Raw genomic sequence first — 14,539 nt, 5'->3', positions numbered from 1 at the left:
CCATCGGCGGATCCGCCCAGATCACGCACGATGGGGTGGTGGCCGTCGTCGATCTCCGCCCGATCCCCGTCACCCGCAACCCCGGCCGCCGGGTGCCGCAGCTGTTCTGCGGGCTCGTCCTGTACGCGGTGAGCATGGCGATGCAGATCCGCAGCGGCCTCGGGCTGAACCCGTGGGACGTGCTGCACGAGGGCCTCACCCGGCAGACCCCGCTCAGCTTCGGCCTGATCACCGGGATCACCGGCGCCGTCGTGCTGCTGCTGTGGATCCCGCTGCGCCAACGGCCCGGCGTCGGCACGGTGGCCAACGTCGTCGTGATCGCGGCGGTCGTCGACGTCGCGCTCGCGCTGCTGCCCGCCCCGGACGCGCTCGTGGCGCGGATCGCGCTGCTCGTGGGCGGCGTCGTGCTGAACGGTGTGGCGACCGCCGCGTACGTCGGTGCGCGGCTCGGGCCGGGGCCGCGGGACGGCCTGATGACCGGGCTGTCCGCGCGCACCGGATGGTCCGTGCGCCTGGTGCGCACCTGCATCGAGGTGGCCGTGCTGGCATGCGGGTGGCTGCTCGGCGGCACTGTCGGGCTCGGCACCGTGCTCTATGCGCTGGCGATCGGCCCGCTCACCCAGGCGTTCCTCCCGCTGGTCGTGGTGCGCGCGCGGCCATGAGCTCGCGGCGCCGCGCCACGTAGCGGCGCTTCTTGGCCTCCGTTCCGCAGTCGGCCATCGAGCACCAGCGCCGGCCGGCACCGCGCGAGTGGTCGAGGAACAACCAGCGGCATGCAGCGCACTGGTGCAGCCGTTGCAGCTCGGTCGCGTCGCCGAGAAGACCGATGGCCGCGTGCGCCAGTCGGTGCACGGGCCCGTACGGGTCGTCCGGGGGCCATGCCCAGGTCACGGCGCCGGCACTCGTCACGAGGCGCCCGGCGTTGAGCGCGGCGCCGGCCGCGGACCGGGACGGTGGACGCGCAGGTGGCGGGCTACGAGCTGGGCTTCACCGCGGCAGCCGCGGTGGCCGGCGCGACGGCCCTCGCCATCGCTCTCGCCGGCTGTCGCCGCCGCGCGGACGCGGGGACCTCAGGCCTCGGCGGCGGCCAGCGCTCCGACCACCGGGTCGACGTCGGGAAGCCGCCACGGTCGCACCACCAGGACGAGCACGAGCAGCGACAGCACCAGCCCACCCGCGATCGCGATGCTCATGGCGATCGCGTCGTTGCCCAGCACACCGACCATCGGTGAGATCAGGGCGCCGACGCCGAACTGCGTCGCGCCGAGCAGGGCAGCCGCCGTGCCCGCCGTCTCGCCGTACCCCGAGAGCGCGACCGCGGGAGCGTTCGGCAACCCGAAGCCGACGGACAGCAGCACCAGCCAGAGCGGGAGCAGCAGCCCGAACAGGCCACCCACGCCCGAGACGGCGACCGCGACCATCAGCAGGCTCGCCACAGCGGCCATGGCGATCGCCCCGAGCAGCAGCTGGCGCGGCTCGAAGCGGCGCAGGAGCACGGGGTTGAGCTGGCTGGCGAGGATGAGCCAGATGGCGCCGCTCGAGAACGCGAGGCCGAACTGCTGCTGGTTCAGCCCGAACTGCTCCTGGAACACGAACGACGCGCCGGAGACGTAGCTCATCACGGCCGACATCGCCAGGCCGGCGACCAGGATCAGCCCGACGAACGTGCGGTCGCGCAGCAGCCCGCGGTAGGTGCGCAGTGTGCCCGCGATGCCGGAGGTCTGGCGGCGGTGCGGGGGCAGCGTCTCGGGCAGGGCGCGGGCCGCGATCGGCATGAGGAGCAGGCTGTAGAGCGCGAGGACGGCGAACACCCCACGCCACGAGGTGAACGCGAGCAGCCAGGCTCCGAACGTCGGTGCGAGCACCGGAGCCGTTCCCATCACCAGGATGAGCCGGGAGAGCAGGGTGGCCGCGGCGCGGCCCGTGTAGAGGTCGCGCACGATCGCCATCGCGATCACGGAACCCGCGGCGGCGCCAAGGCCCTGGAGCACGCGGAGCCCGCCGAGCACCGCGACGTTCGGCGCGATGATGCACAGCAGCGATGCGAGGACGTGCACGGCGGCGCCGGCGATCAGCGGCCGCCTGCGCCCGAACCGGTCGGAGAGCGGACCGATCACGAGCTGGCCGAGGCCGAGCCCGAGCAGCGTGCCGGTGAGCGTCAGCTGCACGGTGGCCGAGGTGGTGAGCAGTTCCCCGGTGATCGTCGGGAGCGCGGGGAGGTACAGGTCGATGGTCAACGGGCCGAGCGCGATGAACGCGCCGAGCACAAGGACCAGCCGGAGGCGATTCCCCCCGGTGTCCGGTACTGCCTCTGGGACACGAGTGGGAGTCAGCGTCACTGATCGATCAAGAAGAAATGTCACCGCGGCATTCCGGCTCGCCCGCATCTGTGGGGCACGACACTGGGACCGTGCTGATCACCGACCTCACCACGCCCGCCCTGCTCGTCGAGCGCGACGTCCTCGACGCCAACCTCGAGACCATGAGCGCGGCCCTGCCCGGCCCGCGGTTGCGACCGCACGTCAAGGCGCACAAGACCACGGCGCTCGCGCGGCGGCAGGCTGCGCTCGGGCACGCCGGCTTCACGTGCGCGACCGTCCGCGAGTGCGAGGTGATGGCGGCCGCGGGCCTCGGCGCGGACCTGCTGCTCGCCAACGAGGTGCTCGACACCCGCCGCCTCGGCGCGCTGGTGGCGGACGGGGCGCGGGTAGCTGTGGCCGTCGATTCTCCCGAGACGATCGCCGCAGCCGCCGCGGGCGGGGTCCGCGAGGTGCTCGTCGACGTGAACGTGGGGCTGCCCCGGTGCGGCTGCCCGCCGGAGAAGGCCGGCGACCTGGCCGGTGCCGCACGCGACGCGGGCCTGCACGTCCGCGGCGTGATGGGCTACGAGGGCCACCTCATGCTCGTGCCCGACCCGGCCGACCGCGCCCGGATGACGGGCGATGCCATGGCGATCCTGGTGCGGGCCGCCGAGGACGTGGGCAGCGAGATCATCAGTGCCGGCGGCACCGGCACCTACCTCGACAACACATGGGCCACCGAGATCCAGGCGGGCTCGTACGCGCTGATGGACACCGCCTACGGCAAGATCGGCCACCCGTTCGGCCAGGCGCTCTCCGTACTGGGCACGGTGATCTCCGTGTCGCCGGACCACGCCGTGGTCGACGTCGGCCTCAAGTCGCTCGGCATGGACCACGGCCTGCCGACGATCGAGGGCGCCCAGGTGTGGTTCTGCTCCGACGAGCACACGACGTTCGCACCCGAGGAACCGGTGCGCGTGGGCGAGCGGCTGCGCGTGCTCCCCGCCCACGTCGACCCGACGGTGGCGCTGCACGAGCGGATGCACCTTGTTGACGCCGACACCGTGCTGGAGACGTGGCCGGTGGACATGCGCGGCTGGTGAGTGTCCTAGTCCCCCGTCATGTCGGCCGACAGCCAGCGCTCGGGCCGGATGACGAAGGCGATCTGCTCGCCGAGCACGTTCTGCACGAACTCGACGTAGGGCTCCACCCGATCGGCCGGCAGGTAGCGCGCGCTCATCGTGCGCACCATCTCGATCGTGCCGGGCTCCGTGCGCACGACCGGTCCTTCGACCGATACGTAGCGGACCCGCGGCTCGGTCTGGTCGACCATCAGCGACGCGCGCCCGGCCGCCTCGATCAGCCGCGCCTTGCGGGAGCCGACGTTGGTGTGGAACCAGACGTCGCCGCCGGGCGCGTAGTGGTACCAGATCGGGATGACGAGCGGGCCGCGCTCGGGCCCCGCAGCGACGGACAGGGCCGCGACGTGCGGCTCGGCGAGGAACTGCTGGCGTTCGTCCACGGACAGCGGCATGACCCGAGGGTAGGAGCGCACCCCGACAATCTCGCCGTACCGTGCACCCATGCTGGTCGAACGCATGCGCGCACACACCTCCACCATCTTCGCCGAGATGTCGGCGCTCGCACTGCGGACCGGCGCGATCAACCTCGGCCAGGGATTCCCCGACACGGACGGCCCGGCCTCGCTGCTCAGCGACGCCGCGGCGAACATCCAGGCCGGGATCAACCAGTACCCGCCCGGGATCGGCGTGCCCGAGCTGCGTGCCGCCGTGGCCGAGCACCAGCGCCGCTTCTACGGCCTCGACGTCGACCCGGACACCGTTCTCGTCACCACGGGCGCCACCGAGGCGATCGCATCCGCCGTGCTCGCGCTCTGCGAGGCGGGCGACGAGGTGGTGACGTTCCAGCCGTACTACGACTCGTACGCGGCCACGATCGCGCTGGCGAACGCGGTGATCCGCCCCGTGCCGCTGCGGCCGTCCGGGCTCGGGTTCGCCTTCGACCCCGACGAGCTGCGCGCCGCGTTCTCGGCCCGCACCCGGCTCGTGCTGGTCAACACCCCGCACAACCCCACTGGCACCGTGTTCGACCGCGAGCAGCTCACGCTGATCGGCGAGCTCGCCGCCGAGCACGACGCCGTGGTCGTCACCGACGAGGTCTACGAGCACATGATCTACGACGGTCGCCCGCACGTCCCGATGGCGACCCTGCCCGGGACGGCCGAGCGCACGCTCACGATCTCCTCTGCCGGCAAGACCTTCTCCGTCACGGGCTGGAAGGTCGGCTGGGTGCACGGGCCCGGCGAGCTCGTGTCCGCGGTGCGCGCCGCGAAGCAGTTCCTCACCTACGTCAGTGGCGCGCCGTTCCAGCCGGCGATCGCGGCCGCGCTCGGCCTGCCGGACTCCTTCTACTCGGGGCTGGCAGGCGACCTGCAGCGCAAGCGCGACCTCTTGTCCGGAGGGCTGCGCGAGGCCGGCTTCACCGTGTTCGACACGGCAGGCACCTACTTCGTGGTCACCGACGTCACGCCGCTCGGCTTCACCGACGGCGCCGAGTTCTGCTGGAGCCTCCCCGAACGGGTGGGCGTGGCCGCAGTGCCGGTGTCGGTGTTCTGCGCCGACCCTGATCTGGGTAGGTCGCTCGTCCGCTTCGCCTTCTGCAAGCGCGACGAGGTGCTCAGCGAGGCGGTGTCGCGGCTGGTGGCGCTGCGCGCAGCAGCGGGCTGACGATGGCCGACTGGACCGGCTGGCACGAGCAGTACGACGACCCGGCGAGTGCCATGCCACAGCGCCTTGCGGCCGTGCGGCAGCAGATCGTGCTCGCATTGGACCGGGCCGCGCCAGGGCCGCTCCGGTTGCTCTCGCTGTGCGCCGGTCAGGGGCGGGACGTGCTCCCGGTGCTGGCCACCCACCCGCGCGGAGGGGACGTGCGCGGCCGGCTGGTCGAGCTCGACCCGCAGCTCGCGGCGACCGCAAGGGCGGCCGCGCCGCCGTCGATCGAGGTGCTGATCGCCGACGCCGGCACGACGGAGGCGTACGACGGCATGGCGCCTGCCGACTTGCTCCTCCTGTGCGGGATCTTCGGCAACGTGCCGGACGAGGACATCGAGCGCACCGTGGCCGCGGTGCCGTCGCTGCTCACCACCGGCGGCACGGTCGTATGGACCCGGCACCGGCGAGCGCCGGACCTCACCCCGCGCGTACGCGCGTGGTTCGCGGCGGCAGGCGTGGCGGAGACGGCGTTCGTCGCCGTGCCGGGACGGGCATGGTCTGTGGGCGCGGGCGTGCTGCGCGCCCCGTCGACGCCGCTGAACGGCGTCCGCAGGCTCTTCGCGTTCGTCGGGTGACCTGCGGCACGAGCAGCAGCGTCTTGCCGGACACCGTTCGCGTCGGCGACCGGTGAGAGCCGGTTGGCCTGGCCGATCAGCGTGGAATCAGGTCGAGGGCAAGGGCACGCCGGCGAGCGTGGTGGTGGCGGCGATGGTGTCGAGGGACAGGCCGAGCGCGTCGGCGAGCGCGGCGACGGTGAAGAACGCGGGTGTCGGAATCCGCCCGGTCTCGATCTTGCGCAGCGTTTCCGCCGAGATCCCGGCAGCCGCGGCCACGTCGACGAGGCTGCGGTCACCGCGTGCCTCGCGCAGGAGCATGCCCAGCCGCTCGCCGCGTTCGCGATCGGCCGGGGTCAGCGGGACGCGCACCATGCGCCCAATAGTAATACCGGTATAGTTATCGGCATGATCGAGCTGAAGACCGCCTCAGAGGTGGACGCCTGCGAGGCAGCGGGAAAGATCGTGGCAGACGTGCTCACCGCCGTGCGCGCCCACGCCGCACCGGGCGTCACCACGGGCGAGCTGGACGCGCTGGCCGCCGATCTGATCGCCGACGCCGGGGCGACCCCGAGCTTCCTCGGCTACCACCCGTCGTGGGCGCCCGTCCCCTATCCCGGGGTGATCTGCGCGAGCGTCAACGACGCCGTCGTACACGGCATCCCGGGGCGGGAGCGGCTGCGCAAGGGCGACATCCTGAGCGTCGACCTCGCCGTGCACCTCGACGGCTGGTGCGCCGACGCCGCGTTCAGCACGCTTGTGGGCGACGGCGACCCGAGGGATGCCGCGATGATCGAGACCGCGGAGCGCTCGCTCGCCGCGGGCATCGCGGCCGCAGTCGCGGGTGCGCGGCTGGGCGACATCGCGCACGCCATCGGCGCGGTTGCTCGCGCGGGCGGTTACGGGCTGCTGGCCGATCACGGCGGGCACGGCGTGGGTCGCTCCATGCACGAGTCGCCGAGCGTGGCCAACGAGGGACGGGCGGGGCGCGGGATGCCGCTGCGGCCGGGGCTGGTGATCGCCCTCGAGCCGATGCTCCAGGCCGGCGGCCACGACGCCTACCGCCACGACCGCGACGGCTGGACGATCCGCACGGCCGACCGCAGCCGCGCCGTCCACGCCGAGCACACGATCGCGATCACGGACGCCGGCCCGCGCGTCCTCACCGCAGGCCGCCCCACCTCCTGACGACCCGGGCGCTGCGTCCGCGCTGACGTACTGCTCGCGGCGCTGCTGTCCGGTTCACGCCGACGCCGCGGACGGCCGTCGAGCCTGCTAGAAACCAGTGGTGGCTGTCACAGCGTTGTACCGCTATCCCGTCAAGTCGATGCTCGGCGAGGCGCTGGAGCGCTGCCGGATCGACGAGAGCGGGATCGTCGGTGACCGCGCCTACGCCCTCGTCGACGTCGAGACCGGCACCGTGGCCAGCGCGAAGGTGCCGCGCCGGTGGGGTGGGCTGCTCGGGTTCTCGGCCCGCTGCGTCGGCGAGCCGGAGCGCGACGTGGCCCCGTCCGTCGAGATCACGTTCCCCGACGGCTCGGTCCACCACAGCGGTGACGCCGATATCGATGCCGGGTTGAGCGCCGCCATCGGCCGCGACGTCCGGCTGGTCGCCACTCCGCCGGAAGGCGCCGGGTTTGAGGAGGTGTGGCCCGAGATCGACGGGCTCGCCCCGGAGGCGGTCATCGCGGGCACCCGCGTGCGGGACGAGGACACCGGGGAGCGGGTGAGCCGGTTCGACCTCGCCGCGATGTCCCCGCACCCGGCGTTCTTCGACCTCGCCGTGCTGCACCTGCTCACCACGGCCACGCTGCGGCGGCTGCACGAGCTCGCCCCCGCCGCGACGTTCGACGAGCGGCGCTACCGCCCGAACGTCGTGCTCGACGAACCGGGCGACGGTTTCCCGGAGAACACGTGGGCCGGCCGATCGATCGCGTTCGCGGGCGGCGTCACCGTCGCGGCCTCCATCCCGACGATGCGCTGCGTCATGACCACGCTCGCGCAGGGCGACCTGCCCCGCGACCCCGACACGCTCCGCACCATCGCCAAGCACAACCGCGTGGAGATCCCCGGCCTGGGGACGTGGGCGTGCGCAGGCACCTACGCGGACGTCACGGCCGGCGGCGAACTAGCGGTGGGCGAGGAGCACGAGCTCCGATGATTGCGCAGGGCCTCCGCGATGCCCGGCGCCCACGCGAGCAGTTGCTCGTCGGCCCCGGGGCGGCCCACGCACTGCAGGCCCACCGGGAGCGCCGGGCCGCCCGGCTCGCGGGCCACCGTGCCCGCCGGTAGCGACAGCGCCGGGAGGCCCGCTTGGGTCCACGGAACGCTCATCGTCGGGCTGCCGGTGGTGTCCAGCCCTCGCGGCGCGGGCCCGGTGGCTGACGGGCAGATCCAGACGTCTATGCCCGCATCGGCCATGACGTGGGGCAGGGTGCGCCGGAAGGCGTGGACGCCGTCGAGCGCCGCCGCGTAGGTCGCGGCGTCGATCGAGCGGCCCTCGCGGATGGCCGCGGCCGTCCGCGAGCGGTAGCGGTCGGCGTACCGGTCGAACCACGGCTCGTGGGTGCGGGCCAGCTCGACCAGGTTGACCACGATCTGCCGCTGGTTGACCTGCGCGATGTCGTCGAACGCCGCGACCTCGCGCACCTCGTACCCGGCCGCGCGCAATCCGGTGATCTGCGCGGCGAACGCCCCGCACGCACCGACGTCTGCCTGGTCGAGATAGGGGCCTGCCGGCACCCCGAGCACCGGGCGTCCGCCGATTGGATCGGCGGCCCATCCGTAGACGAGGGCCGCCGTGGCGGCCGTCATGAGAGTCAGGTCGGTGGCGAACAGGCCGACGGTGTCGAACGTCGGCGCGTTCGGGATCACTCCGTCGCAGGGCACGCGGCCGTACGTCGGCTTGAAGCCGATGCACCCGCAGTAGGCGGCAGGGCGGACGACGGAGCCGACGGTCTGCGTGCCGAGCGCGAGCGGCACGATCCCGGCGGCCACCGCGGCCGCCGACCCGCTGCTCGACCCGCCCGGCGTGTGCTCGGGATGGTGCGGGTTGCGGGTGAGGCCGGGCGCGAAGTACGCGAACTCCGTGGTGACGGTCTTGCCGGCCACGATCGCCCCGGCGTCGCGCAGGCGCGTGACCGCAACGGCTTCGGGCCCGGCGAACTCCTCCGCCGGGAGCTCGGAACCGGCGCGGGTGGGCAGGCCGTCGACCCGGAAGATGTCCTTCACCCCGAGCAGGGCTCCGTAGAGCGGCGGCAGGTGCCCGGGGTCTGGCCACCGCCCCGCGATCCGATCGCCCTCGATGGCGATGCGTACGGGGCGGCCGGGCTCGTCGACGAAGGCGTGCAGGTCGGTGTCGGCGTTCGCGATCCGGTCGACGATCGTGGCCACCCCCTGACCGTAGAGCGCCCATCGACGATCGGACAGGTGCGTTGCCGGCGGGAGGTCCGGCATCATCCGGACATGCCCGACGCCGCGCCGTTCACCGCTGACACCACCGCCGCCATCGCCCGCGCCCGCCAGCACGGCGTCGGCGACCTGCTGCGGCGCACCACATTGCGGTACCCGGACAAGCTCGCGGTGGTGTCCGGCGACCGCCGCTTCACGTACGCGGAGTTCGACGCGGCGGTGAACCGCACGGCCAACGCGCTCGCCGCCCGCGGGGTGGCGAAGGGCGACCGGCTGGCGCTGCTGTCGCGCAACTGCTGGGAGTACGCGGTGATCGCGTTCGCCACCGCGAAGCTGGGCGTGGTGCTGGTGCCGGTGAACTTCATGCTCGGGCCGTCGGAGATCGCCTTCATCCTCGGCCACTCCGGGGCCACCGGAATGGTGGCGCAGGACGCGCTCACCGGCACCGCGGAGCAGGCGCTCGCGGAGGCCGGGCTGACCGACGGCGTGCGGGGCCGCATCGGCGGTGCGGCAGACGGCTGGGAGGACGTCGCGGACTGGTGGACGGCCGGCCCCGCCCACGACCCCGAGGTGGCGATCGCCGACGACGACCCGCTGCGGCTCATGTACACCTCCGGCACCGAGTCGCGGCCGAAGGGCGTGATGCTGTCGAGCCGCTCGCTCATCGCGCAGTACGTCTCGTGCGTGATCGACGGCGGGATGAGCACCGACGACGTCGAGGTGCACTCGTTGCCGATGTACCACTGCGCGCAGCTGGACTGCTTCTTCTCCGTCGACGTCTACCTGGGCGCCACCAGCGTCATCCTGCCCGGGCCGGACCCGGCCGCGCTGCTCGCCACGATCGAGGCAGAGCGGGCCACGAAGCTGTTCTGTCCCCCGACGGTGTGGATCTCCCTGCTGCGCCACCCCGACTTCGACACCCGCGACCTGTCGAGCCTGCGCAAGGGCTATTACGGCGCGTCGGCGATGCCCGTCGAGGTGCTCAAGGAGCTGCGGCGCAGGCTGCCCGACGTCGAGCTCTGGAACTTCTACGGCCAGACCGAGATGGCCCCGCTCGCCACGATCCTGCGCCCGCACGAGCAGCTGCCGAAGGCCGGCAGCGCGGGCCGTCCTGCGATCAACGTCGAGACGATGCTCGTCGACGATGACGGCGACCCGGTGCCGCCGGGTGAGATCGGCGAGATCGTGCACCGCAGCTCGCACGCCGCCCTCGGTTACTACGCTGACGAGGAGAAGACCGCGGCGGCGTTCCGCGGCGGCTGGTTCCACTCCGGCGACCTGGGTGTGATGGACCCCGACGGCTACCTGTCGGTCGTCGACCGCAAGAAGGACATGATCAAGACCGGTGGCGAGAACGTGGCCAGCCGTGAGGTCGAGGAGGCGATCTACCTCCTCGACGGCGTGGCCGAGGTTGCCGTGTTCGGCATCTCCCACCCGCACTGGATCGAGGCGGTCACCGCGGTCGTCGTGCCGAAGGCGGACGCCGCGCTCACGACCGACGCCGTGCTGGCACACGCCCGGCAGCGCCTCGCCGGTTACAAGTGCCCGAAGTACGTGGTGTTCGCCGACGCGCTGCCGAAGAACCCCAGCGGCAAGATCCTCAAGCGCGAGCTCCGCGCGGAGCACGCGAAGCTCGCCGCCGAGGAGACGACCTAGCGGAGCGCCTCCTCGACCGCCGCGCGCAGGCCCGTCGGCTGGCGGCCGATGAGCTTCTCCAGGTCGGCGGACGGCTGGGAGACCAGGCCCGACGCGATCAGCTGGTGGACGAAGCCGGCCCGGCCGAGCTCCTCGACCGGGACCGGCCGGTAGGCGACGTCCTTGCCGGAGACCTCGGAGACGGTGCGGGCGAGGTCGGCCAGCGTCCACACCGGGCCGCGCAGCTCGTACACGGCGCCCGCGTGCCCCTCTCCGCTGACCGCGACGGAGGCGGCGACCCCGAGGTCGGCGATCGTCGCGAGGTTGACCGGCACGCCGTTGTCGGCGCCGAGCAGTTCGCCCGCGTCGACGGCAGCGCGGAGGCCGGGGTTGACCAGTACCTCCATGTAGAAGGTGTTGCGCAGCCGGGTGTGCGGAAGGCCAGACCCGGCGAGCAGCTCCTCCGTGACGGTGTGGTCGGCGAGGAACCCCTGACCGTCGTCGGCGCCGGTCGCGCTCGTGTAGACGACCCGTCCCACGCCCGCGGCGACGGCGGCGTCGACCACGTTGCCGTGCTGACGGGCCCGGACACCGGGCGTGATGTCCGGTGACGAGACGAAGAGCAGGACGTCGGCGCCGGTGAACGCCGCGCGCAGGGAGGCGGGGTCCTCGTAGTCGCCATGGCGGACCTCCACGCCACGCCCGGCGAGGTCGGCGACCTTGCGCGGGTCACGGGCCACCGCGGCGACCTCTCCGGCAGGCACCCGCGTCAGCAGGTCCTCGATGGCCGCCCGGCCCAGCTTCCCGGTCACCCCGGTGATGACGAACATGCTCTTCTCCGTTCCCTGGTGCGTGAACAGAACCGACCGTAGGGTTGGTGCTCTCTTCTGGTAAGTACATACCTCGAGGTGAGCACCAGTGGGTGAGGTGAGCATGCAGGTGACCGGGGTAATGGCCCGCGTTCGGGGTGACGTGTTCGACAGCCAGTGTCCCGAACGCGGTGTGCTGGACCACATCACGAGCAAGTGGGCGGTGCTGGTGCTGGTCGGGTTGCGCGATGGTCCGCTGCGCTACAGCGCGCTGCGCCGGGCCATCGGAGGGGTGAGCGAGAAGATGCTCGCCCAGACGCTGCGCACGCTCGAGACCGACGGGTTCGTCCACCGCGAGGTGGTTCCCACCGCACCGCCGCAGGTCACCTACAGCCTCACCGGCCTCGGGCAGGAAGTCACCGTCCACCTCGCAGGCCTGCTGGACTGGATCGGCACCCACATCCCCGACGTTCAGCGGGCACGCGCCGCGCGAGACTAGTACCACTGCTCGACTTCGTGATCTTGCTGGTCGAGGCGGGGGAACGGGGACTGCCACCGCGCGACGGGTGTTTCGGCGCTGTTGCCGGGTCCCGTCCGGTGGTGGCCGCGCCCATGATCCGAAGTATCGGTTGCTCATGGCTGTGCCGGCAGCCGTGTGCACCCGCTACTTGCGATCTTCCCGTGCATGATCCGGAGTTTCGGTTGCTCATGGTTGTGGGGGCAGCCGTGGACACCGCTAGTTCGGATCATGCCTGCCGCCAGTCGAGCGGCCGGGGTGCGTTCCGCGGAACGCACCCCGGCCCAGGCGGTGATCAGCGGTTCGGTGCGAAAGCCGACACCCCGGGTCGGGAAAGTCTCGGCGGCGCGGCCACTCGTCTAAGAAGACGAAGTCACCCTTTCATTGGCTTTTCCGTTCAATGCCGACGACACCATCCGGTCGAGCACTTCGGCAAGCGGCAACCCGGCGGCTGCCATCATTCTCGGATATCGACTGTACGAGGTCATGCCAGGTAGGGTGTTGACCTCGTTGAGGACCACTCTTCCATTCTCCTCGAGGAACATGTCCACCCGCGACAGTCCCCTGCATCCCAAGGCGCGGTAAACGGCCTTTGCGGTCTCCTGGACGAGCGAACGCGACTCTGTCGAAATGTCGGCGGGAACGATGGCTACCGAGTTTTCGGAGCCGCTTTCAGGTGTGCTCTCCTGATGGATCCTGAAAAAGCCGTGCGAGAGGGAAATTCGATCCACCTCGCCTGTGATCAAGTCCAGGTCGTTCCCCAGGACGGCGCATCCGACCTCGCTGCCGATGACAGCCTCTTCGATCAAGACCTTCGAGTCGTACTGTCTCGCGTCTTTCAATGCGGTCGGCAGATCCGCTTTTCGAGATACCTTGCTGACGCCGAAGGACGAGCCCGAGCGGGCCGGCTTCACGAAGACGGGATAGGTGAACCGGTCGGGATCGATGTGCTCGTTCGGCAGCACGGTCCAGAAATTCGGCGTGGCGATTCCCGCGCTGCTGGCGACGATGTAGGCGAGGGATTTGTCCATGCACAGGGCGGAACTTTGGACATCGCAGCCCACGTAGGGGATGCCGGAGAGCTCCAACAAACCTTGAATCGCGCCGTCCTCGCCGAGCTTGCCGTGCAGAACGGGCAGTACGACGTCCAGGCTGATCGTTTCGTATCGTCCCCGCTCCAGGACGAGCAATCCGCGTACGCTGCTGTCCGGTGCGAGGACGGCCGGACGGCAACTGCCGGTCTCCCAATTTGCGTCAGGGCCGTCACAAAGCATCCAGGAACCGCTCTTCGTGATCCCGATGTAGAACGGCTCGTACTTTTCGACGTCGAGGTTTCTGGCGACCTCTTGCGCCGATTTGACCGAGACGGGGTGCTCTTCGGAGCTACCCCCGAAGATGACTCCGACCCGCAACCTACCCATGGTGGTTCCCGCTTTCGAATTTCAGACAGTTCGTGATGGAGTTTTCCACGGTGTCGCTCAGGGCATGGTCTGTGTAGTAGGCCGTATGCGGGCTGATGAGCACGTTCGGCAGCTCTTGTAGCCGCAGCAACGCTTCGTTCTCAACCGGATTGTTTCTGCGGTCGGCGTAGAATATTCCTTCCTCGCCTTCGAGGACGTCCAGTGCCGCACCGCCCAGCCGGCCGCTCTGCAATGCCGCAACAAGCGCCTCGGTATCGAGCAGAGAACCGCGTCCGGTATTGATGACGAACGCGCCGCGCTTCATCTCCTCGATACGGCGGCGATCGAGGAGGTGGTGCGTATCGGCGGTGAGCGGTGTGTGGAGCGTTACGATGTCGCTCAGCCGTATCAGCTCATCGAGGGGAACGTAGTCGGCGGCCGCATGGGGGCGGTTGTCGTAGGCCAGTACTCGGCAGCCGAATCCCCTCAGTCGGTCCATGACCGCTGTCCCGATACGTCCTGTTCCGATTACCCCGATCGTCAGATCGCGTAGTTCCTTCCCGCGTGCGTCGGTCAATCTGTAATCATGAACATCCGCGCTGCGGATGGTGGACTTGGCATTTCGCACCGCCATCAGCATCAGCATCAGCGTGTAGTCGGCGACGCTGTCGGGAGAGTAGGCGACGTTTTCGACGGAAATGCCGATGCGCGCTGCGTACCCCACATCGACGTGATCGTATCCGACGCTTCTCGTGGAGATGTACGTGACGCCGATCTGACTCAGTGCAAGAAGGGTGTGATTGGCGATTTGAGATTTATGGCCGACGCTGATGCACCGGTTTCCGAATGCGAGGTCAATATTGGCTTCGGATACCGCTGCCGCGGTGATGGTCGGCGTTATGCGGAAGCGGGGCGCCAGCTCTCGGAACAAGGCGGCTTCATCCCACTCGCATCCATAGATCGTAATTCCCGTCGAGATGGCCGACGAGGACGAGGACGCCAGAGGTCGGGCCGCTGTTCGCGCCGGTCCGCGGTAGGTCATGCCTGCAGTCAAGGCGGTGTGGTGTTGCCGCCACGTATGCGGTTCTCGATATGCCGACGATATGCTCTGGCTCGTATCG

At 70.7% G+C, this 14,539-nt stretch carries 16 protein-coding genes; 8 read left to right on the top strand and 8 right to left on the bottom strand.

The features are described from left to right. Nucleotides 1-35 precede the first annotated feature (35 nt). Nucleotides 36-662, top strand: coding sequence for a YitT family protein (locus tag K1T35_RS45970; protein WP_220263279.1), 627 nt, complete (start codon nucleotides 36-38; stop codon nucleotides 660-662). On the opposite strand, the gene K1T35_RS45965 is transcribed toward K1T35_RS45970, so the two are convergent. Both K1T35_RS45965 and K1T35_RS45960 read right to left on the bottom strand, forming a co-directional pair. Then, nucleotides 616-852, bottom strand: a complete 237-nt coding sequence (locus K1T35_RS45965) for a CGNR zinc finger domain-containing protein (protein ID WP_255622788.1) — start codon at nucleotides 850-852, stop codon at nucleotides 616-618. The two genes, K1T35_RS45970 and K1T35_RS45965, sit on opposite strands and share 47 nt — an antisense overlap. A 218-nt stretch (nucleotides 853-1,070) precedes the next feature. Beyond that, nucleotides 1,071-2,387 carry a multidrug effflux MFS transporter gene (locus K1T35_RS45960; RefSeq protein WP_220257910.1) on the bottom strand — a complete coding sequence of 439 codons (1,317 nt, stop codon included), beginning with the start codon at nucleotides 2,385-2,387 and terminating at the stop codon, nucleotides 1,071-1,073. Between the two features lie 23 nt (nucleotides 2,388-2,410). Here K1T35_RS45960 and K1T35_RS45955 point away from each other — a divergent pair, with 23 nt between their 5' ends. Further along, a complete protein-coding gene (locus tag K1T35_RS45955) occupies nucleotides 2,411-3,403 on the top strand; it encodes an alanine racemase (RefSeq protein ID WP_255621379.1) in 993 nt (330 codons plus the stop codon). 5 nt (nucleotides 3,404-3,408) lie between these two features. Here the strand turns inward: K1T35_RS45955 and K1T35_RS45950 are convergent, their stop codons facing one another. Beyond that, on the bottom strand, nucleotides 3,409-3,834 hold the full coding sequence (locus K1T35_RS45950; protein ID WP_220257908.1) for a pyridoxamine 5'-phosphate oxidase family protein: 426 nt from the start codon (nucleotides 3,832-3,834) through the stop codon (nucleotides 3,409-3,411). A gap of 49 nt (nucleotides 3,835-3,883) precedes the next feature. Here K1T35_RS45950 and K1T35_RS45945 point away from each other — a divergent pair, with 49 nt between their 5' ends. Beyond that, on the top strand, nucleotides 3,884-5,047 hold the full coding sequence (locus K1T35_RS45945) for a pyridoxal phosphate-dependent aminotransferase (protein WP_220257907.1): 1,164 nt from the start codon (nucleotides 3,884-3,886) through the stop codon (nucleotides 5,045-5,047). Between the two features lie 2 nt (nucleotides 5,048-5,049). After that, nucleotides 5,050-5,667: a hypothetical protein gene (locus tag K1T35_RS45940; protein ID WP_220257906.1), complete on the top strand. Its 618-nt coding sequence runs from the start codon at nucleotides 5,050-5,052 to the stop codon at nucleotides 5,665-5,667. Nucleotides 5,668-5,754: 87 nt separating this feature from the next. Here the strand turns inward: K1T35_RS45940 and K1T35_RS45935 are convergent, their stop codons facing one another. Next, a complete protein-coding gene (locus K1T35_RS45935) occupies nucleotides 5,755-6,021 on the bottom strand; it encodes a helix-turn-helix domain-containing protein (RefSeq protein WP_220257905.1) in 267 nt (88 codons plus the stop codon). 33 nt (nucleotides 6,022-6,054) lie between these two features. Between K1T35_RS45935 and map the strand changes: the two genes are divergently transcribed. Both map and K1T35_RS45925 read left to right on the top strand, forming a co-directional pair. After that, nucleotides 6,055-6,834: a type I methionyl aminopeptidase gene (map, locus tag K1T35_RS45930; protein WP_220257904.1), complete on the top strand. Its 780-nt coding sequence runs from the start codon at nucleotides 6,055-6,057 to the stop codon at nucleotides 6,832-6,834. 100 nt (nucleotides 6,835-6,934) lie between these two features. Beyond that, the gene (locus K1T35_RS45925) at nucleotides 6,935-7,807 is read left to right on the top strand and encodes an MOSC domain-containing protein (RefSeq protein ID WP_220257903.1); all 873 of its coding nucleotides are present in this window, start codon (nucleotides 6,935-6,937) and stop codon (nucleotides 7,805-7,807) included. On the opposite strand, the gene K1T35_RS45920 is transcribed toward K1T35_RS45925, so the two are convergent. Beyond that, entirely contained in the window at nucleotides 7,747-9,039 is a 1,293-nt protein-coding gene (locus tag K1T35_RS45920; RefSeq protein ID WP_220257902.1) for an amidase, read from the bottom strand. The two genes, K1T35_RS45925 and K1T35_RS45920, sit on opposite strands and share 61 nt — an antisense overlap. Before the next feature lie 72 nt (nucleotides 9,040-9,111). On the opposite strand from K1T35_RS45920, the gene K1T35_RS45915 reads away from it, so the two are divergent. After that, nucleotides 9,112-10,713: an acyl-CoA synthetase gene (locus K1T35_RS45915; protein ID WP_220257901.1), complete on the top strand. Its 1,602-nt coding sequence runs from the start codon at nucleotides 9,112-9,114 to the stop codon at nucleotides 10,711-10,713. On the opposite strand, the gene K1T35_RS45910 is transcribed toward K1T35_RS45915, so the two are convergent. After that, nucleotides 10,710-11,522: an NAD(P)H-binding protein gene (locus K1T35_RS45910; RefSeq protein WP_220257900.1), complete on the bottom strand. Its 813-nt coding sequence runs from the start codon at nucleotides 11,520-11,522 to the stop codon at nucleotides 10,710-10,712. The two genes, K1T35_RS45915 and K1T35_RS45910, sit on opposite strands and share 4 nt — an antisense overlap. Before the next feature lie 88 nt (nucleotides 11,523-11,610). Between K1T35_RS45910 and K1T35_RS45905 the strand changes: the two genes are divergently transcribed. Further along, complete coding sequence (locus K1T35_RS45905) at nucleotides 11,611-12,000, top strand: winged helix-turn-helix transcriptional regulator (RefSeq protein WP_370645278.1); 390 nt, start codon at nucleotides 11,611-11,613, stop codon at nucleotides 11,998-12,000. 377 nt (nucleotides 12,001-12,377) lie between these two features. Here the strand turns inward: K1T35_RS45905 and vanA are convergent, their stop codons facing one another. Both vanA and vanH read right to left on the bottom strand, forming a co-directional pair. After that, nucleotides 12,378-13,439 carry a D-alanine--(R)-lactate ligase gene (gene vanA / locus K1T35_RS45900; RefSeq protein ID WP_220257899.1) on the bottom strand — a complete coding sequence of 354 codons (1,062 nt, stop codon included), beginning with the start codon at nucleotides 13,437-13,439 and terminating at the stop codon, nucleotides 12,378-12,380. After that, nucleotides 13,432-14,460, bottom strand: a complete 1,029-nt coding sequence (gene vanH / locus K1T35_RS45895; protein ID WP_220257898.1) for a D-lactate dehydrogenase VanH — start codon at nucleotides 14,458-14,460, stop codon at nucleotides 13,432-13,434. The genes vanA and vanH overlap by 8 nt, the downstream gene beginning before the upstream one ends. Nucleotides 14,461-14,539: the final 79 nt, after the last annotated feature.

The sequence above is a fragment of the Pseudonocardia sp. DSM 110487 genome (genome assembly GCF_019468565.1).
Classification (GTDB): Bacteria; Actinomycetota; Actinomycetes; order Mycobacteriales; family Pseudonocardiaceae; genus Pseudonocardia.
Note: the sequence above shows the minus strand (reverse complement) of the source record. Positions and strands in the feature narration are given on the sequence as shown.

Coding starts and splice junctions, on each gene's coding strand:
- K1T35_RS45960 (WP_220257910.1), bottom strand. CDS start 2,387: ATGCGGGCGAGCCGGAATGCCGCGGTGACATTTCTTCTTGATCGATCA.
- K1T35_RS45950 (WP_220257908.1), bottom strand. CDS start 3,834: ATGCCGCTGTCCGTGGACGAACGCCAGCAGTTCCTCGCCGAGCCGCAC.
- K1T35_RS45945 (WP_220257907.1), top strand. CDS start 3,884: ATGCTGGTCGAACGCATGCGCGCACACACCTCCACCATCTTCGCCGAG.
- K1T35_RS45940 (WP_220257906.1), top strand. CDS start 5,050: ATGGCCGACTGGACCGGCTGGCACGAGCAGTACGACGACCCGGCGAGT.
- K1T35_RS45935 (WP_220257905.1), bottom strand. CDS start 6,021: ATGGTGCGCGTCCCGCTGACCCCGGCCGATCGCGAACGCGGCGAGCGG.
- map (WP_220257904.1), top strand. CDS start 6,055: ATGATCGAGCTGAAGACCGCCTCAGAGGTGGACGCCTGCGAGGCAGCG.
- K1T35_RS45915 (WP_220257901.1), top strand. CDS start 9,112: ATGCCCGACGCCGCGCCGTTCACCGCTGACACCACCGCCGCCATCGCC.
- K1T35_RS45910 (WP_220257900.1), bottom strand. CDS start 11,522: ATGTTCGTCATCACCGGGGTGACCGGGAAGCTGGGCCGGGCGGCCATC.
- vanA (WP_220257899.1), bottom strand. CDS start 13,439: ATGGGTAGGTTGCGGGTCGGAGTCATCTTCGGGGGTAGCTCCGAAGAG.
- vanH (WP_220257898.1), bottom strand. CDS start 14,460: ATGACCTACCGCGGACCGGCGCGAACAGCGGCCCGACCTCTGGCGTCC.